The sequence below is a fragment of the Streptomyces sp. NEAU-YJ-81 genome (assembly GCF_017592595.1).
Lineage (GTDB): Bacteria > Actinomycetota > Actinomycetes > Streptomycetales > Streptomycetaceae > Streptomyces > Streptomyces hygroscopicus_B.
The window spans coordinates 100,372-118,151 of the sequence record NZ_JAGFNO010000023.1 but is presented as its reverse complement, the minus strand read 5'-3'; the positions used below and the strand labels follow the sequence as shown (position 1 = coordinate 118,151).

Annotated in this window: 17 protein-coding genes and 1 pseudogene; 9 read left to right on the top strand and 9 right to left on the bottom strand. The window is 69.1% G+C overall.

All coding sequences use genetic code 11. From position 1 onward, the window contains the following. Positions 1 to 22 precede the first annotated feature (22 nt). The 4 genes from J5X86_RS35595 to J5X86_RS35580 are packed head-to-tail and all read right to left on the bottom strand — an operon-like array spanning position 23 to position 3,478. Positions 23 to 1,087: a nitronate monooxygenase family protein gene (locus J5X86_RS35595; RefSeq protein ID WP_208520798.1), complete on the bottom strand. Its 1,065-nt coding sequence runs from the start codon at positions 1,085 to 1,087 to the stop codon at positions 23 to 25. Beyond that, the gene (locus J5X86_RS35590; protein ID WP_208520797.1) at positions 1,084 to 1,851 is read right to left on the bottom strand and encodes a CoA-transferase subunit beta; all 768 of its coding nucleotides are present in this window, start codon (positions 1,849 to 1,851) and stop codon (positions 1,084 to 1,086) included. Before J5X86_RS35590 ends, J5X86_RS35595 begins: the two co-directional genes overlap by 4 nt. Continuing rightward, entirely contained in the window at positions 1,848 to 2,714 is an 867-nt protein-coding gene (locus J5X86_RS35585; protein WP_208520796.1) for a CoA transferase subunit A, read from the bottom strand. Before J5X86_RS35585 ends, J5X86_RS35590 begins: the two co-directional genes overlap by 4 nt. Then, complete coding sequence (locus J5X86_RS35580) at positions 2,711 to 3,478, bottom strand: enoyl-CoA hydratase family protein (protein ID WP_208520795.1); 768 nt, start codon at positions 3,476 to 3,478, stop codon at positions 2,711 to 2,713. Before J5X86_RS35580 ends, J5X86_RS35585 begins: the two co-directional genes overlap by 4 nt. 73 nt (positions 3,479 to 3,551) lie before the next feature. Here J5X86_RS35580 and J5X86_RS35575 point away from each other — a divergent pair, with 73 nt between their 5' ends. The 4 genes from J5X86_RS35575 (at position 3,552) to J5X86_RS35560 (ending at position 6,375) form a co-directional block, all read left to right on the top strand. Further along, entirely contained in the window at positions 3,552 to 4,337 is a 786-nt protein-coding gene (locus J5X86_RS35575; RefSeq protein ID WP_243982305.1) for an SDR family oxidoreductase, read from the top strand. Between the two features lie 2 nt (positions 4,338 to 4,339). Then, the gene (locus J5X86_RS35570) at positions 4,340 to 5,251 is read left to right on the top strand and encodes an SDR family oxidoreductase (protein WP_208520794.1); all 912 of its coding nucleotides are present in this window, start codon (positions 4,340 to 4,342) and stop codon (positions 5,249 to 5,251) included. After that, on the top strand, positions 5,238 to 5,375 hold the full coding sequence (locus tag J5X86_RS35565; protein ID WP_208520793.1) for an SDR family oxidoreductase: 138 nt from the start codon (positions 5,238 to 5,240) through the stop codon (positions 5,373 to 5,375). The genes J5X86_RS35570 and J5X86_RS35565 overlap by 14 nt, the downstream gene beginning before the upstream one ends. 229 nt (positions 5,376 to 5,604) lie before the next feature. Further along, positions 5,605 to 6,375 carry an SDR family NAD(P)-dependent oxidoreductase gene (locus tag J5X86_RS35560; protein ID WP_208520792.1) on the top strand — a complete coding sequence of 257 codons (771 nt, stop codon included), beginning with the start codon at positions 5,605 to 5,607 and terminating at the stop codon, positions 6,373 to 6,375. A 115-nt stretch (positions 6,376 to 6,490) separates the two neighbouring features. Here J5X86_RS35560 and J5X86_RS35555 read toward each other — a convergent pair whose 3' ends face one another. Further along, complete coding sequence (locus J5X86_RS35555) at positions 6,491 to 7,660, bottom strand: ROK family transcriptional regulator (RefSeq protein WP_208520791.1); 1,170 nt, start codon at positions 7,658 to 7,660, stop codon at positions 6,491 to 6,493. A 168-nt stretch (positions 7,661 to 7,828) separates the two neighbouring features. On the opposite strand from J5X86_RS35555, the gene J5X86_RS35550 reads away from it, so the two are divergent. Genes J5X86_RS35550 through J5X86_RS35535 form a run of 4 tightly spaced genes read left to right on the top strand, consistent with a single transcriptional unit; the run spans position 7,829 to position 12,333 of the window. Next, on the top strand, positions 7,829 to 8,788 hold the full coding sequence (locus tag J5X86_RS35550) for a carbohydrate ABC transporter permease (RefSeq protein ID WP_208520790.1): 960 nt from the start codon (positions 7,829 to 7,831) through the stop codon (positions 8,786 to 8,788). 18 nt (positions 8,789 to 8,806) lie between these two features. Further along, on the top strand, positions 8,807 to 9,718 hold the full coding sequence (locus tag J5X86_RS35545; protein ID WP_208520789.1) for a carbohydrate ABC transporter permease: 912 nt from the start codon (positions 8,807 to 8,809) through the stop codon (positions 9,716 to 9,718). 10 nt (positions 9,719 to 9,728) lie between these two features. Then, positions 9,729 to 11,072: a sugar ABC transporter substrate-binding protein gene (locus J5X86_RS35540; protein ID WP_208520788.1), complete on the top strand. Its 1,344-nt coding sequence runs from the start codon at positions 9,729 to 9,731 to the stop codon at positions 11,070 to 11,072. 58 nt (positions 11,073 to 11,130) lie between these two features. Then, positions 11,131 to 12,333: a Gfo/Idh/MocA family protein gene (locus J5X86_RS35535; protein ID WP_208520787.1), complete on the top strand. Its 1,203-nt coding sequence runs from the start codon at positions 11,131 to 11,133 to the stop codon at positions 12,331 to 12,333. A gap of 191 nt (positions 12,334 to 12,524) precedes the next feature. Here the strand turns inward: J5X86_RS35535 and J5X86_RS35530 are convergent, their stop codons facing one another. The 3 genes from J5X86_RS35530 to J5X86_RS35520 all read right to left on the bottom strand — a co-directional run bounded on the left by J5X86_RS35530 (position 12,525) and on the right by J5X86_RS35520 (position 15,676). Beyond that, positions 12,525 to 13,196, bottom strand: coding sequence for a TetR/AcrR family transcriptional regulator (locus J5X86_RS35530; RefSeq protein ID WP_208520786.1), 672 nt, complete (start codon positions 13,194 to 13,196; stop codon positions 12,525 to 12,527). Next, positions 13,196 to 14,743, bottom strand: coding sequence for an MFS transporter (locus J5X86_RS35525; protein ID WP_208520785.1), 1,548 nt, complete (start codon positions 14,741 to 14,743; stop codon positions 13,196 to 13,198). The genes J5X86_RS35530 and J5X86_RS35525 overlap by 1 nt, the downstream gene beginning before the upstream one ends. 354 nt (positions 14,744 to 15,097) lie before the next feature. Next, complete coding sequence (locus J5X86_RS35520; protein ID WP_208520784.1) at positions 15,098 to 15,676, bottom strand: TetR/AcrR family transcriptional regulator; 579 nt, start codon at positions 15,674 to 15,676, stop codon at positions 15,098 to 15,100. Positions 15,677 to 15,767: 91 nt separating this feature from the next. Here J5X86_RS35520 and J5X86_RS35515 point away from each other — a divergent pair, with 91 nt between their 5' ends. Continuing rightward, a complete protein-coding gene (locus tag J5X86_RS35515) occupies positions 15,768 to 16,214 on the top strand; it encodes a DUF1772 domain-containing protein (protein ID WP_208520783.1) in 447 nt (148 codons plus the stop codon). Positions 16,215 to 16,363: 149 nt separating this feature from the next. Here J5X86_RS35515 and J5X86_RS35510 read toward each other — a convergent pair. Continuing rightward, positions 16,364 to 17,355, bottom strand: a pseudogene (locus tag J5X86_RS35510) (IS5 family transposase); the annotation flags it as partial. Positions 17,356 to 17,780 lie beyond the last annotated feature (425 nt).

Below are 17,780 nucleotides of genomic sequence, written 5' to 3'. Positions count from 1 at the left end.
GATCGGCTGGTACGGAGGGCGCTCAGGTGACCTGGGGCAGACGCTCGAGGGCGGTACGCGCCTCAGCCATGATCCCCTCGACCAACTCGGCGCACGACGGCAGGTCCTCGATGAGGCCCGCGACCTGTCCCGACGCCATCACTCCGAGGTCCGTGCGGCCGTCGACCATGGAGGCCCGCAGCAGCATCGGAGTGTTGGCGGCCAGCAGGACCTGACTCCAGGTGAGCTCCTTGCCATGCTTCATGGCCAGACCGTCACGGACCATCCGTGCCCAGCTCAGGCCGGACAGCTTCCTGAAGGACGCGGCGTGGCGTACGGCGCGCAGCAGCGCGGCCGTCCGGCCGGAACGTTCCAGGGTGTCGACCAGTTCGCTGCGCAGCATCCGGTGGGGGAGCCCGTCCACTTTCGTGGTGACCGTGACGTCCTGGACCGAGGCTTGGAGATAGCGGGCCTGCACCACGCGCGGGACGGTGCTGTCCGACGTCAGCAGGAATCGGGTGCCCATCGCCACCCCCGCCGCCCCGTAGGCGAGCGCCGCGACCAGGCCACGGCCGTCGAAGAAGCCTCCCGCGGCGATGACGGGGATGTCCACGGCGTCCACGACCTGGGGCAGCAGCACGGTGGTGGCGACGTTGCCGGTGTGGCCGCCGCCCTCGCCGCCCTGGACGACCACCGCGTCCGCGCCCCAGGCGGCGACCTTCTCCGCGTGCCGGCGCGCGCCGATGGATGGGATCACGATGACTCCGGCGTCCTTGAGCCGGGCGATCAGCTCGCGGGAGGGGGCGAGGGCGAACGAGGCGACCCGCACGCCCTCCTCCACGATGATCCGTACCCGCTCGGCCGCGTCCCCCGCGTCCGCCCGCAGATTGACCCCGAAAGGCGCGTTCGTGCGAGATCTGACCTCGCGGACCGCCGCCCGCAGCTGATCCGGTGTCATCGTCGCCGAGGCGAGGATGCCCAGCGCTCCGGCGTTCGCCGTGGCCGAGACGAGTCGGGGCCCGGCCACCCAGCCCATGCCCGTCTGGACGATGGGATGGCGGACCCCGACCAGCTTCGTCAGCGGCGTCGCGATCGTGACACCGTTCATGCCCTCACCTCGCGGTCGCGCAGCCCCTTCGGGTCGAGGACCTCCCGGATCAGGCGCAGTTCCTCCGCCGACGGCATACGGGTGTGCGGCACCTCCTCCGGCTCCCCCGGGACGGTCAGCGGGAAACCGGTGGCCTCCCGCACCTGGTCCACCGTGACTCCGGGATGCACGGAGCACAGCCGCAGGGAGCGGTCGGGCGTGGCGAAGTCCAGGACCGCCAGATCGGTGATGACACGGCGGATCTCGTGGAAGCGCGTCGTCACGGGCTCGGCGGCCGCCGCCCGGTCGTAGCCGACCCCCGAGACCATGTCCACTCGCTCGACGAAGACGCGTGGCGAGTGCCGGGGAACCCAGTAACTCGTCGGGTTGTTGAGCGTGTTGACGGGGGCCCCGCGTACGCCGAGGAGCTGCCGTCGTGGCTTTGCCCAGTCGCCGACGCACGAGATGTTCTGGTTGCCGTAGGCGTCGAGCTGGCTGGCGCCCATCATGACGTGGCGCCGCCCACCGGCGACCATCGCCAGGTGCCGGCGGTACGGCAGCCAGCCCTCGGTCACCTGGGAACCGCTCCCCACCGCCGGGACGTCGCCGATCAGCAGCGCCTCACCATCGGTCAGCAGCAGGTCGGGGGAGAAGGTGAGCTTCGCCAGCCGCGCGCCGATCGTGGGCACGGTGCCCATCGGGCTCGCCAGGATCTCCCCATCGCCGCGCCACGCCTCGGCACAGGCCACCACACAGCATTCGGCCCGAGTCGCGCTCTCGCTCATGTGGTCTCCCTGGCGAACGCCGCGACGGCGGCCTGATAGGCGTTTTCGTCTCCCGAGAGGAACTGCTCGGTGAACCGTCGCCACGCCTCGGGATCGGCGGCGGCCTGCGCGTACGCGCGCTGGAAGACCTCGTCGCGGTCGTAGTCGGGGACGCATGAGGTGAAGTGCGCACCGCCCGGGGCCTCGACCACTCCGTTGACGAACGCCCGGCTTACCAGCAGGGTCTGCGGGCCGTGTTCCGCTCGCAACTCCGCGCTGTCCACGATGCGTTCGCAGGAGAGGTACGCCTGGTCCGCGGCCTCGCAGAACAGGTCGTCGAAGTAGGGATCGGGCCCGAGGTACTGGCCGTTGCCGTGTGCGTCGGCCCGGTTGAGGTGCACGAGCGCGGCATCCAGGCGCAGTGCCGGGACGGCGACGAGTTCCTCGCCGTCGTCGTATGGGGAGCGCACCGTGCGCAACTGCGGGTTGACCTTCATCACGTCCGAGCCGAGGCCCGCCCGGATCGGCATGAACGGCAGACGGTGCCCGGCCGCGGTCAGCCCCCACATGAACATCGCCTCGTCCAGCTCCGTCATCTCGAACGCGCCGCGCTCCCGGGCGGCGCGGAAGTGCGGTTCGAGGGGTATGGAGTCGAGGGTGACGAACGCCGCGACCAGCTTGCGGATTTTCCCGGCCGCGGCCAAGAGGCCGACGTCCGGGCCGCCGTAGGAGACGACGGTCAGATCGGTGATGTCCGAGCGCAGGAGGGCCCGTATGAGGGCCATGGGTTTGCGCCGCGATCCCCAGCCGCCGATGCCGATCGTCATGCCGCTCTCCAAACGGGCGACGACCTCATCGGCGGTCATGGTCTTGTTCCTGCTCATGGCTGCCCCTCCTCGCCTCTGTCCTTGTCCGTGCCGAAGGCGGCGCGGACCCGGTCGGCGACCCCGCTGAGGTTCGCCTCGAAGGTGAACCCCTGCTCGAAGCGGTAGCTGCGCCGGACGTCCACGGGGTCGATGCCGTTGATGGCGGCTTTGGCCAGCCGCAGCAGAGATCCGTCCTTGGCGGCGATCTCGCGGGCCAGCCCCATGGCCGCGCCCTGCAATTCCGCGCGCGGGACGACCTTCCACACCGAGCCGTGCCGATGAAGCTCCTCGGCGGTGGCGGTGCGCGAGGTGTAGTAGAGGGCGCGCATCAGATGCTGGGGGACCAGCCGGGCCAGATGGGTCGCGGCCCCCAGCGCGCCCCGGTCCAGTTCCGGCAACCCGAAGACCGCGTCCTCGCTCGCCACGATCGCGTCGGAGTTGCCCGCCAGTCCGATGCCGCCACCGAGGCAGAAGCCCTGTACGGCCGCGACGACCGGGACTTCGCATTCGTACACCGCGGCGAACGCCTCGAAGCAGCCGCGGTTCGCTCCGATCAGGGCACCGTGGCCGTCGTCGCGCTGCATTTCCTTGATGTCGACGCCCGCGTTGAAACCGCGTCCGGCGGCGGTGAGGACGACGCACCGCACGTCAGGGTCCTGGCCCGTCACGCGTATCGCGTCGGCCAGGTCGTACCAGCCCCGCACGGGCAGCGCGTTGACGGGCGGAAAGTCGACGGTGATAACGGCGACGCCCTTTTCCGTCTCGGAGGTGGAGACACCCATGAGCGCATCAGCTACCTTTCTACCAAGCATTTGTTAGGTACGGTAGCAGTGGATCGCATCCAGCGGGAGGTTCATGGTGAGCGTGGCTTGCGACCTGTCGGGCCGGGTCGCCGTGGTGACCGGCGGCACCCGGGGTGTGGGTGCGGGGATCGCGCGGGCCTTCCTCGAAGCGGGCGCCGAGGTCGTGGTCTGCGCGCGCAGAACCCCGGAGACGACGGTGGAGGCGGATGGCCGCACGGCCCGATTCCTCCCCGTCGACCTGCGCGATCCGGAAGCCGTGAGAGAACTCCTCGCCCGGGTGGCCGCCGATCACGGACGGCTGGACAGCCTCGTCAACAACGCCGGGGGCACGCCGTTCCGGACACTGGGCAACGGCGGGCCGAAGCGGCACGCTCGGGTGATCGAGCTGAACCTGCTCGCCCCGCTGACCGCTTCCCTCGCCGCGTACGAGGTGATGAGCCGCCAGGCGGCAGGCGGTTCGATCACCATGATCGGCAGCGTCAGCGGCACCCGCCCCTCCCCGGGCACCGCCGCCTACGGCGCCGCCAAAGCGGGACTGGAGAGCCTCGCCCGCTCCATGGCCGTGGAGTGGGCACCGACGATACGGATCAACACGCTCGTCCTCGGCATGGTCCGCACCGAACTCTCCCCTCTGCACTACGGAGACGAGGCGGGAGTGGCCGCCGTCGGCCGCACCGTGCCGCTCGGGCGGCTCGCGGAGCCCTCCGAGGTCGGTGACGCCTGCGTCTTCCTCGCCTCGGACCGCGCCGCGTACATCTCCGGCGCGAGCCTGCTCGTCCACGGCGGCGGGGAACGCCCCGCCTTCCTCGACGCCGCCACTGCCAACAAGGAGACTTGAAGATGACCGGAATCTGCTCCGGACGCGTCGCCGTCGTCACCGGGGCCGGCCGCGGACTGGGCCGGGCGCACGCGCTCGCCCTCGCCGCCGAGGGAGCGAAGGTGGTGGTCAACGATCTCGGGGTGGGACTGGACGGGGCCGCGGAAACGGACGGTCCGGCCCAGCGGGTCGTGGACGAGATCAGGGCCCTGGGCGGCGAGGCGGTCGCGCATGGCGGCGACATCGCGACCACCGACGGCGCCGCCTCGTTGATCACGACAGCCCTGGAGGCATTCGGGCGGTTCGACACCCTGGTCAACAACGCCGGGTTCCTCCGCGACCGGATGCTCGTCAATCTGGACGAGGACGACTGGGATGCCGTCATGCGGGTCCACCTCAAGGGCCACTTCCTGCCGCTCAAACACGCCGCCGCACACTGGCGCGCCGAGGCGAAGGGCAACCGGACGCCCCAGGCGCGGGTCGTCAACACCAGCTCGGGCGCCGGGCTGCTCGGCAGTGTCGGTCAGGGCAACTACTCCGCCGCGAAGGCCGGAATCATCGGCCTCACGCTCGTCGCCGCCGCCGAGATGGGCCGGTACGGCGTCCAGATCAACGCCATCGCCCCGGCCGCGCGCACCCGCATGACCGAGCACACCTTCGCCGAGACGATGGCGGCGCCGGGCGAGGGCGGATTCGACGCGATGGCCCCGGAGAACGTCTCCCCGCTGGTCGTCTGGCTGGGCTCAGCCGCCTCCACAGGGGTCACCGGACGCGTCTTCGAGGTGGAGGGCGGCCGGATCACCGTCATGGAGGGCTGGCGGCCCGGACCGACCGCCGACAAAGGGGACCGGTGGAGTCCGGCGGAGGCGGGCGAGGCGGCGCTGGGACTGCTCGCCGCCTCGGAAATATCACAGCCGGTCTATGGCACGCGATGACCGGTCCGGGGAACCGCGGGAAGTGGCGGAGCTGGTGCTCTTTCTGGCCTCCGACCGTTCCTCGTACATCAACGGAGGCGAGTTCGTCGTGGACGGATGGACCGTCGCGGGCCAGGGTGGGTGACTGAGACCTCCGGCCGCACGCGCACGGGTCAGCCGTCTGCCCTGGATGTGCGCGATGTGCGAGTCCGGGGCGTGGCCGTCGTCTTCTTCGCCTTGGCCGTCGTCTCCTTGGCCTTGGCCGTGCCCGTGCGCTTCGCGGTGGCGCGCTTCGGCTTTGCGGGTGCGCTTTCCGTGTCGCTGTCGAGCAGGCCGTGCAGGCCGTGCAGGGCGACAAGAGACAGGAGATTCGGATGCGGGACTTCGACGGCCGACCGGGTGCGGCCGTGATCGCTGGTGCCACTGGGGGCATCGGAGCCGCCATCACCCGCATGCTGGCCGGGCGCGGCAGCCATGTGGCACTGACGTACCGGAAGAACGCCGAGGCCGGGGCTGCCCTGGCCGCGGAGGCCGAGGCGACGGGCGTCCGAGCGGCCGCCCGGCCGCTGGACCTGTCGGACGCCGACGCGACGGCGCGCTTTCTGGACGAGGTCGCGGACCGCTTCGACGGCATCCACACGCTCGTCTACGCGGCTGGTCCGCATGTGCCCATGGTGCATCTGAGCCGGGTGACGCCGGACCGGTTCCGGCAGCAGATCGAGGCGGACGCGATCGCCTTCTTCAACCTGGTGCAGCCGGCCCTGCCTCGGCTGCGCGCGACCAGGGGCGGCATCGTCGCGGTCACCACGGCCGCCACCCGTCGATTCCCGGTCCGGGACGGCCTTTCCGCCGGGCCGAAGGGGGCCGTCGAAGCGCTGGTACGGGGATTCGCGGCGGAGGAGGGCCGGTTCGGGGTGCGTGCCAACTGCGTGGGCCCCGGAATGCTGCTCGACGGAATGGCCGCCCGGCTGATCGGTTCGGGCGACCTGGACGAACGGGCCCTGGAGGTCACCCGCGGCAACATCCCCCTGCGGCGGTTCGGATCCGCGAGCGACATCGCCGAGGCCGTGTGCTTCCTGGCCTCCGACCGAGCCGGGTTCATCTCCGGTCAGATGCTCGACGTCGATGGAGGTTACGGGGTGTGAGACGGCGCGTCCCGGCTGAAGAGGGCACAGTGCGTATGAGGAGCTCGCGAAGCGGGCTTTGCCGCGGCTGGCCGGGCTCTCCCATTGACTGTCTCCTCCGATGCCTTTGCGTGCGTCATGCCTCCGCCGAGCCCAGGACCAGCACCTGGATGGCCAGGACGGCGGCCCCGCGGGCCCAGTCGTGGAAGTCGGAAACCTTGGTCTCGAGGTTGACCTTGTCGGCCTGGGGATGGCGGTTGGCGAGGATGGCCTCTTCCACCGCCGCCCCGGCCACGTCGAGCAGGCCCACTCCCTCGCCGGCCAGCAGAATCTTCTGGGGCATCGCGAAGTTGGCGATCTGGGACACGATGGTGCCCAGCGCCCGGGCCGCCTCGTCCACGACCCGGGCGGCCATGGGCTCGCCATCGGCGGCGAGGCCGAGGATCTCCGCGTACGTCATCTCCCGGCCGGTGGCGGCCTGGAGCTGGTAGCGGATGCTGGGGATGGTCAGCAGGGAGACGGCGCTGCCGCGTTCTCCGTACGGGGTGAGCGGGCCGTGGGGATTGACCATCCAGTGCCGTCCCCGGCCGAGGCTCAGGCCGTCCTCGGAAGAGATCACCCGCCTGCCGCCGCTGACCAGTCCGTAACCCAGCCCCGCCCCGATGGTGAGCACCGCGAACCGATCGAGACCGCGGCCCGCGCCGAACCAGCACTCGGCCTCGACCAGCGCCACCACGTCGTTCTCCACGACCACCGGCAGCCCCGTCTGCTCCTCGACCAGTTCGGCCAGCGGCACCTCGTCCCAGCCGAGAAAAGGTGACTGGATGACGACCGAGCGGTCCCGGACACCGGCCCCCACTCCGATGCCGATCCCGGCCGGCCGGGGATGGGCTCGGGTGAACTCCTCCGTCATCTCGCGCAGCAGATCGGCGACCAACGCGGGCTCGTGCGTGGTGAGCGGCCGCTCGGCGCGGGCCATGATGTCGCTGCGGAGCGTGGTGACAACCCCGTAGACCGTGTCCTCGGTGATCTTGAAGCCGATGAAGAACCGGGACTCGGCGACCATGTCCAGCGGCTGCGAGGGTCGCCCCTGCCGCACCTCCGCCGGTGCGGTGCCCTCGGTGGTCTGCTCGACCAGTAGACCCGATTCGATCAGCGGCTTGGTCAGCCGGGTGAGGCTGCCCGCCGAGAGGTTCAGCCGACGGGCGAGTTCGGCGCGCGACAGCGGACCGTGCACGAGCACCTCGATCGCCACCGCACGTTCCCCGGGACTCAGCGGCAGCCAACTGGCGTCAAGTGTGGTCATGAGGGCGGGCTCCTCGATGTTTTCTTTCGTGTCGGAAGTAATGATGTCCACTCTATGGCGCAGGAGTCGCATCGGAAAGATGTTTGCATGACCCTTGACGCCAGGATTCTTTCGCGTCAAAAGTAAGTGCTGCCCGAGGATGAGCCGCAGACGAAAGAGTCTCTCCTGATGACCGTCGCCTCCAGCAGCCCTCCTTCGCGCCTGCGCCCGCGCCGCGCCGAGGGAGCCACACCGAAACTCAAGATCCGCAAAGCCCGAGAAGCCGGTGACGACGGAGCCCTCGCGGCCGTCTTCATCGCTCCTGCCCTGTTGGGCTTCCTGGTCTTCCTCCTCTGGCCGACGCTGCGAGGCATCTACCTGAGTTTCACGCGCTTCAACCTGCTGACTCCGGCCGAGTGGGTGGGCCTCGACAACTACGACAGGATGATCCGCGACCCGGTCTTCTGGCACTCGCTGGCGGTCACGGTCGAGTACGTGGTCATCAACATCGGTGTGCAGACGGTCGCGGCCCTCGCCATCGCGGTTCTGCTCCAGCGGCTGACGCGGTCGGCCGTACTGCGGGGCATCGTGCTCACCCCGTATCTGATGTCGAACGTCGTCGCCGGCCTCGTCTGGCTGTGGATGCTCGACACCCAGCTGGGCATCGGGAATGAGATCCTCCAGGGTCTCGGCTTCGACCGCGTTCCGTTCCTGGCCGACGAGGCATGGGCGATCCCCGCCATCGCCCTGATCAACGTCTGGCGGCACGTCGGCTACACCGCCCTGCTCCTCTTCGCCGGACTCCAGGCGATACCGAACGACATGTACGAGGCGGCCAAGGTCGACGGCGCGAGCGAGTGGCGGATGTTCTGGCGGATCACCATGCCGCTGCTGCGGCCGGTGCTCGCGGTCGTGCTCATCATGACCGTGATCGGTTCGTTCCAGGTCTTCGACACCGTCGCGGTGACCACCGCGGGTGGTCCCGCGAACGCGACCAACGTCCTGCAGTACTACATCTACGGCGCGGCCTTCAGCCGCTTCCAGTTCGGCTACGCGTCCGCGATGTCCGTCGCCCTCCTGGTCGTGCTCAGCGTGATCACCATCGTCCAGTACCGGCTCACCCGGGCCGGCCAGACCGATCTCGGCTGACAGAGGGGACCGACCGGCATGGTTGCCATGACAACAGCGACGCCGAGCGTCCGGCGCAGGCTCTCCTTCGGACGGGCCGTGGCCTGGACCGTGATGGGCCTGATCATCCTCATCACCCTGCTGCCCTTCTACTGGATCCTGCGCACCGCGCTCTCCTCCAACACCGCACTGGCCACCGATCCCGCCAACCCCCTGCCGGTGGGCTTCACCGGCGGCGGCTTCGAACGGGCCCTCGGCCTGCAGTCCACCGAGGAGGCGATCGCGCAGGGCGGTGCGGGCGGCGGGCTGGTCTTCTGGCGCTATCTGCTCAACTCGGTGATGCTCTCGACCCTGATCACCGGCTGCCAGATCTTCTGCTCCTCCATGGCCGCGTACGCGTTCGCGCGCCTCAAGTGGCGTGGCCGGGACAAGGTGTTCGGGCTCTTCCTGGCCGGTCTGATGGTGCCCACCATTTTCACCCTGCTGCCGAACTTCGTGCTCATCAAGGAACTCGGCCTGGTGGACACACTGCTCGGGATCGCCCTGCCGACGATGTTCATGACCCCGTTCGCGGTGTTCTTCTTGCGGCAGTTCTTCATGAATGTGCCCCGAGAGGTCGAGGAGGCGGCACTCCTCGACGGCGCCGGGAAGGTCCGGATCTTCTTCCGGGTGCTCCTGCCGATGGCGTCCACCCCCATCGTCACCCTGGCCGTCCTGACCTACATCACGTCCTGGAACGACTACTTCTGGCCGCTGATGGTGTCGTACAGCGACAGCTCACGTGTCCTCACCGTGGCGCTGGCCACCTTCCGGGCACAGACCCCGCAGACCGGCACCGACTGGGCCGGGCTCATGGCGGCGACCCTCATCGCCGCGCTCCCGATGCTCGGCCTCTTCGGCCTCTTCGCACGCCGCATCGTCAGCTCCATCGGTTTCACCGGGATCAAGTAAGGGGACATTGATGCGATTTCGTACGGTCGTGGCGCTGATCGGAGCGCTGGCGCTGTCCCTGGTGACCGGATGCGCGAAGGGCGGATCCGCCGGCTCGTCCGCGAATACGGTGACGTACTGGCTCTGGGACGCCAACCAGCTTCCCGCCTACCGGGCCTGCGCGAAGGGCTTCGAGAGGGAGAATCCGGGCCTGAAGGTCAAGATCACCCAGATAGGCTACAACGACTACTGGACCAAGCTCACCGCGAGCTTCATCGCGGGCACCCAGCCGGACGTGTTCACCGATCACATCCAGAAGTTCGGGCAGTTCAGCGACCTGAAAGTGCTGGAGCCGCTCGACAACCTGCGCATCAAGGCGTCCGACTACCAGCCGGGGCTCGCCGACAACTGGATCGGCGAGGACGGCCACCGCTACGGCGCCCCGAAAGACTGGGACACGGTCGCCCTCTTCTACAACAGGAAGATGGCCAAGGCCGCCGGGATCTCCGCCGAGCAGTTCGACACCCTCTCCTGGAATCCCAGGGACGGCGGCACGTTCGAGAAGGCCATCGCGCACCTCACCGTCGACAAGAACGGCAGGCGCGGCGACGAACCCGGCTTCGACAAGAACAATGTCAAGGTCTACGGTCTGGCCACCGGTGGCGCGGGCGACGGCTCCGGCCAGATCCAGTGGAGCGCCTTCACCGGCTCCGCCGGCTGGTCCTACACCGACAAGAAGCGGTGGGGCACGAAGTACAACTACGACAGCGATACCTTCCAGGCCATCGTCGACTGGTACTTCGGCCTGGCGAAGAAGGGGTACCTGGCACCGCTCGAGGTCTATGGCGATACGGCGAATCCGCCCAACGCGCAGATGGCCGCGGGCAAGGCCGCGACGGCCTTCGACGGCGCCTGGTTGCTCTCCACGTACTACGGGGCCAAGGGCCTCGACGTCGGCACCGCCCGCACCCCGGTCGGCCCGACCGGAAAGCGGGCCACGATGATGAACGGCCTGGCCGACTCGGTCTCCAAGGGCGCCCGTAACAAGGAAGGCGCCAGGAAATGGGTGGCGTATCTGGCCTCCGACGCGTGCCAGACCCTCGTCGGCGAGTACGGGATCGTCTTCCCCGCCACCCGGGCCGGCACCAAGGCCGCCGTCGCCGCCTATGAGAAGCAGGGCGTCGACACCACGGCCTTCACCCAACCGGTGGCCGACAAGAAGGACTTCACGACCTTCTCTTTCCCGATCACCAACTACGCCGCCGACGTGTACGCGCTCATGCGCCCCGCGATGCAGGACCTCTACGCCAACGACGCGCCCGTGAGCGGCCTCGACGAGACCAACCGCCAGATCAACTTCCTTCTCAACCAGTGAACCGGCACCAGCTCGACCAGCCCATCAGCAGCGGTAAACCATCGAAAGGCATTGCCACATGACGTTCTCACTCGGCATCGTCGGCGCCGGGCAGTTCGCCGGCCAGTTCGCCAAGCTGTTCCTCGCCCACCCGGGTGTCAGCGATGTCTACGTCACCGATCTGCTGCCCGAGCGTGCCGAGCAACTGGCCGCCGCGGAAGGACTGGCGGGAACCTTCCCCTCGTACGAGGCGATGCTGGAGTCGAAGGCGGTCGACGCGGTGGCCATCTTCACCCAGCGCTGGACACACGGCCCCCTCGTACTCCAGGGCCTGAACGCCGGGAAGCATGTGTACTCGGCGGTGCCGATGGCGATCACCCGGGAGGAGATAGCGGCGATCATCGAGGCCGTACGCGCTACCGGCCTGACGTACATGATGGGTGAGACGAGCCAGTACAACCCGGCGACCGTGCACGCCCGCGACCAGATCGCCGAGGGTGCCTTCGGGCGGCTCTTCTATGCCGAGGGCGACTACGTTCACGACATGGATCTCGGCTTCTATGAGGCATATCAGTACAGCGGCGGCGAGAACTGGAAGGCGACCGCCAGCTATCCGCCGCTGCTCTACCCGACGCACTCCGTCGGCGGGGTCCTCGGAGCCTGGCAGACGCACGCGGTGAGCGTGTCGGCGATCGGAGTGAAGGACGACCGCGGGGACAATGTATTCGACCAGGAGATCAGCCAGTTCGGGAATGACGTCTCCAATGCCACCGCGCTGTTCGAGGTGTCCGGCGGCGGATCGTTCCGTACCAACGAGTTCCGGCGGGTCGGCTATCCCTCGCACATCCGCGAGTCGCGGTTCCGGTTCTTCGGGACGGAGGCCAGCATGGAACAGCTCGCCACGGTGAGCTTCTGGCAGGACAAGAAGGGGGTCAAGGACATCACCGAGTTGCTGGAGCCCAAGCCGACACTGGCTCCCGATGACCCGTCACTCGAGCACATCGCGCCTGCCCTGCGCGCCGCCTTCACTTCGGGTTCCGCGCCCGTGCACGACCGGTCGCGGCTGCCCCGGGAGTTCGATTACCTGCACAACGGGCACGAAGGAAGCCACCACTTCCTGGTGGACGACTTCGTGACCGCGGTGAACACCCGCACGCTTCCATCCGTGAACGCATGGGTCGCGGCCCGCTACACCCTGCCGGGCATCGTGGCGCACGAATCCGCGCGGCAGGGCGGGGCCCGGCTGGAAATCCCCGACTTCGGGGACGCACCCCAGGTCTGAGCGACCCTGGACCGGCCGTCTCCCGGGGCGGCCGGTCAGGTGCCTGGCGGACGAATTGCCCGAGTCCGATGTGCCACCCCCCACCGGATCCGGTGAGCCCTCCCCGGCGCCGACCCGGCGCATCATCTGCCGCGGCATGGACCTCGCACACAGTCCTGACCAGCGTCGTGGACAGCACTCACGGCGTGGGGTCAGGGGGAAGACGACGTGGTTTCGTCCTGGGACGAGGTCGGCTGGACTTCGGCGCCACCGATGTCGTTGCCGAACGTGCCGTGCGGAGCCTGCTCAGCGTGTGCCTGCACGGCGGCCTCGAGGATGGCGCCGATCGCCTCGGGGCTCATGGCCGACAGTCCGTCGAAGAGGTTGCTCGACCGCAGCGCGATGACGCCGATGAGGCAGGAGATCAGGACTTCGGCCCGGCCCACGGGATCGTCGGCGCCTCCTGCCGCCAGTCGGTTGGCGAGAGGTGAGATGAGCCGGTTGCGCATCTCGTCGGCCGCGGAGGCGCGTACCTCCGGGGCGCTGCTTCGGGAGAGAAGAGCCTGGACGAGCGGCCCCGGTGCCCCTCTGCGGTCCGCTCGGTGCAGTGCGTACGCGGTGAAGGCTCCCAGGTCCAGGGTCTCCGCCGGGGCGCTGACCTCACGGCTGTCCTCGGCCACGGCCGACCTGTAGACGGCGGCCTTGTTGCCGAAGTACCGCGCGATCAAAGAGGCGTCGACACCAGCGCGCTCACCGATGTCCTTCAGCGTCACGGCTTCGTACCCGTGGCGGCCGAACAGATCGCGGGCGGCGGTGAGCAAGGCGGCACGCGTGGCGTCCGAGTCTCGCTTCCTGCCACGCGAGTGATCCGTCCCCGAGCCCATCAAACGTCCTTTCCGGCCTGGTTCCCGTCACTGCCGGGAACCACGGCGGACGATACCCGACCGGGTCCCGCCGACAGTGTGTCCACGGCCGGACTCCCTGCCGCCACGGCGGGCGCCGCATCGGACCCGGTGCCTCGGCGCGGCGGAAGGACGACGGCGGCGATGACACCGAGGAAGGACGCGGCCGCGGTCGCCAGGAGGGCCGTGGTGTAGGCGGTGCCGCGGGGCAGGTCGCCGCCGGCCGGAGTGTAGGCCAGCATGATCGCGGAAATGGCGGCGCTGCCCATGGAGCCGCCGACCGTTCGCAGTACCTGGTTGAAACTGGTGGCGCTGCCGGTCTCGGACGGCGGTACATGTCGCACGATGAGCAGGGGCATGACCGCGTACGCCGCCCCCACGCCGTTGCCGAGCAGGAACGTGCCGAGGACGAGGACGGCCACGTCGTCGCGGCAGAAGGCGAGCAGGACGAGGTCGACGCAGACCACGAGAGCGCCCAGCGGAAGCACGCGGTAGAGCCCGACCCGCGCCACCAGAGCCGAGGCGACGCGGTTCGCCGTGAGGCTGCCCAGCGAGATCGGCATCAGGACGAGGCCGGCAGCGGTGAGGGACAGGTGGAAGCCGTATCCGGCAGCGGCGGGGACCTGGGTGTAGAGGTTGACCAGGGACAGCACGCCGTACATGCCGATGCCCATGAGCAGGGCCGTCGTGTTGGCGGCCAGGACCGCGCGGTTGCGGATCAGCCGGATGTCGACCAGAGGGTGCCGTGCGCGCAGGGCCTGCAGCACCCACAGGACGAGCACCACGACTCCCGCACCGAAACTCCCGAGGGTGGCGGGCGAGGACAGCCCCCAGGCCACACCTTGGCTCAGGGCCAGCAGGATCACACCCAGCCCCGAACAGAGCAGCGCCGCCCCCGTCACATCGAGCGGACGTCGCGGAACCGATGAACCCACGGGCACCACCCACGACACCACCACCAGAGCGACGGCACTGAGGAGCGCCGCGAACCAGAAGCCCGCACGGTAGTCGAGATGCTGGGCGATGATCCCCGTGACGGGATAGCCGAGTCCCGCTCCGACCGATGTGGTGATGGAGAGCGAGGAGATGCCGGAGCGCATGCGCTCCTTTGGAAGGTGGTCGCGGGCGACGGCGATCGCGAGCGGCATCAGGCCCATCCCGAGACCTTGCAGGGCGCGTCCCACGAGCAGCAGCCCGAATACGGGAGCCATCGCCGCCAGGACGCTTCCGGCGAACACGCCGGCCAGGGCTCCTTGGATGGCCCCGCGCCGGCGCGGCCCGTCCCCGAGCCTGCCGAGGACGGGGCCGGATATCGCCCCGGCCAGCAATGTCACGGTCAGGACCCACTGGGCGGCGCTGAGGGACACGTGCTGTTCGCGGGCGATGGTCGGCACCATCGGCGCCCCCAGTGTGCTGATCACGGACACCGACAGGGCCGTGAACATCAGCGAGGGCAGCAGTATCGGGGGACACCCCGCGCGGCTGCGGAGGCGCTTGCGCGGGCGGGAGTTCTCGCGGCTTCCGATCATGCTGTGGGATTCCTCCGGACACTCGCATGTCTGCATGTCATTGATGGATGTCATCGGGCAATGACAAAGCTATCTGGCGATTGTTTCACCGTGATGGCAAGGCGGCACCCCGCCCGTGATCGAGCCGGGCGGGGCCGAGGGGTGTGGTGTGCTCCGCCGCTTACGGTTCAGGGCACGAGGGCGCGTATCGGGTCGTGGTCAATGACCATCGCAGCTTGCGGGGCGGGTGCCCGTCTGGGGTACGGGGCCCGGCGATCTGCGGCTGCGCCGTGTGGGCGCGAGTGACCGGAAGCGATGCCGCAGGCAGGCAGCGGGGCCCGGGGACCCCGGCTGCGTGCCCGCCGGGACGGTGCGTCAGACCACGGCGAGCCGGTCCACCAGCAGCCGCACCCTCCGCTCGGTGTCCCCCGGCGGCAGCCGCCCGGCCCGGGCCAGGGTCGCGAGCCCGTGCAGGGCCGCCCAGAACGTCTCGGTGAACAGCCCCGGATGGACACCGTCCCCGGCGACCTCGCCCAGGCTCTCCAGCAGCGCGGCGAAGGCGTCCTTCAGCGGTGCCGGGGTGTCCTCGTCCGCGAACGCCAGGCCGCCGTCCAACTGGAACATGGCGTCGTACACCGCCGGATTGCGCGCGGCGAAGTCGAGGTAGGCGCGGGCGAGGGCGGCGACCCGGGCGCGCGGGCCGTCCGCGGCGGAGGCCGCGGCCCGCACCGCGGCGGCCATCTCGGCGGCGCCCTCGAGCGCGACGGCGCCGATGATCTCGCGCTTGCCGCGGAAGTGGCTGTAGAGGACGGGCTGGCTGTACTCGATGCGCTCCGCGAGCCGGCGGGTGGTGACCGCGTCCCAGCCCTGCTGCTCGGCGAGTTCGCGGGCCGTCGCCACGATGAGGCGTTCGCGGCTCGCCCGTTCGCGCTCCTTGCGTTCCTGTACCGACATAATCGAATCCTATCATCGCTAGACAAGCGAGCAGCAGTACTACTAGCGTTGCCGTATCAGCTATCAATGCTAGATCTCAGGAGGGGGCATCATGCTCAACGCACTCGAGGTCTTCACCACCGTGGTCGTCGGCGTGATGGTGGGGGTGGAGTTCTCCGTCGCCTTCGTCATCAACCCGATCCTCAACGCACTCCCCGGTGACAGTGGCCAACTCGGCCGCGCCCACGGGGGCCGGATGCTCGGCGCCGTGATGCCGGTCTGGTACATCACCTCGCTCGTCCTCGTCGCGGTCTGGGCCATCGCCGGATGGCACCACCACGGCACCGGCCTCGTCGTCACCGCCGGCGCGCTGCTGATCCTCAGCGTGATCATGTCGCTCCTGCTGCTCGTCCCGATCAACAACCGGGGCAAGACATGGACCCCCGAGAACCGACCCGAGGACTGGAAGGAGCAGATGAACCGCTGGGACCGCTTCCACTACGTCCGCGTCGCCGTGATCATCGCCGCCTTCGCCCTGCTGGTCGCCGCCCTCACCTGAGCCCGCGGGCCGACACCGCGCTGGTGGCGCACAATCCCCACTCCCCGGGCGGCAGCAGGCCACCGAAATCCCGACATCCGGGAATGCGGCCCTGCCGCTGCGATCCCGACAAGCCACGCCCCTCGATGACCTGCGCGGCTCTCGGCTCTGGTTCGGGTGAGGTCTTTGATCCAGATCACCGAGGCACGCAGCTGAAGCCCGGCGAGGTAGCTTTCCGGGGTCTTGTCGTAGCGGGTCGCGATGCCCCGCCACGCCTTGAGCTTGTTGATCAGGCGCTCGACGGTGTTCCTCTCCTTGTAGAGCTCGGCGTCGTGGTCGACGGGGCGTCCTCCTTTGCGGCCCTTCCTCTTCCGGTTGGCGGCCTGGTCCCGTTTCTCCGGGATGACGGCCTAGATGCCGCGCCTGCGCAGGTGGGCGCGGTTGCCGCGGGACGAGTGCGCCTTGTCCCCGGCGATCGCGTCCGGGCGGGTGCGGGGACGGCCGACCATCCCGCGGACGCGCACCTTGTCCAGCACGGGGATGAACTGCGGGCCGTCGGCGGCCTGTCCCGCAGCCAGGACGAACGCCAGCGGACGGCACCTGCGGTCGGCGGCGAGGTGGACCTTGCTGGTCTGCCCGCCCCGGGAGCGTCCCAGGAGGGCGGCCTTCAGCCGGAGTTTGCGACGGCGCCGGATGCGTCGTCGCTCTTCCCGTCCGGGATCGTCTTCCGTCTTCCGCCCGTTTTGCTCTTCACGATCGCCCCCTTTGGCCCGGGCTTCTCCTCCTCAGCGGCCTTCTCCAGCACGTCGAGCACACCGGGATCGAGGTGCATCCCGGCGGCGCCGTGGTGGGCTCGGGACGTGGTGGAGTCGACGCTGACCAGCGACAGGTCCACCACGCCCCGCTTCGCGGCCTCTGCTATCAGCCCCTCCAGCAGCGCCTCGAAGACGCCGGCGTCGCGCCACTGCCGGAAATGGTTGTGGACAGTCGACCAGGCGCCGGACTCGGCGGGCATCTCCCGCCACTGCCCGCCCATCCGGAACCGCCACGGCACCCCTTCGAACTGCTGCCGCAGCCGCACCGGGTACGGACCGTACTCGCCGATCGGCAGGTACGGCTCGATGAACTCCCACTCCATATCGGTCAGTTGCGCACGTGTCAGGCAAGACGATCTATCGGATCGAAGATCAGCCCGAGGGGAGAACCCGCTCATTGATCACGACCCGATACGCGCCCTAATACTGCAACGGTGCTTTCCGATTCCAGGAAGGACGGGCTGTCCACCGCGTCGGGCGTCACCAGTTACGCACCGGCCGGAGACGGGACTCAGCAGTCTTGACCCGCCATCACCCGAACAGACGCGGCGCGCGACGGACGTAGGAGAGTCTTAACCATATCTACATATGACTTCCTGATTCTTCCTGTTCCACCTTCCGCCCCTTTTGTTCGGTCGCTTAACTCAAGGTGAGTGCGATTGACGGTGCCCATGTGATGGCGCCGAGTCGCTTTCCCATGGACGACCCGCCTCCAGGTGCCAGTCCCGAGGCAACGGGTCTTCACGCGAGCCCCTCCCGTCTCACCGGGATT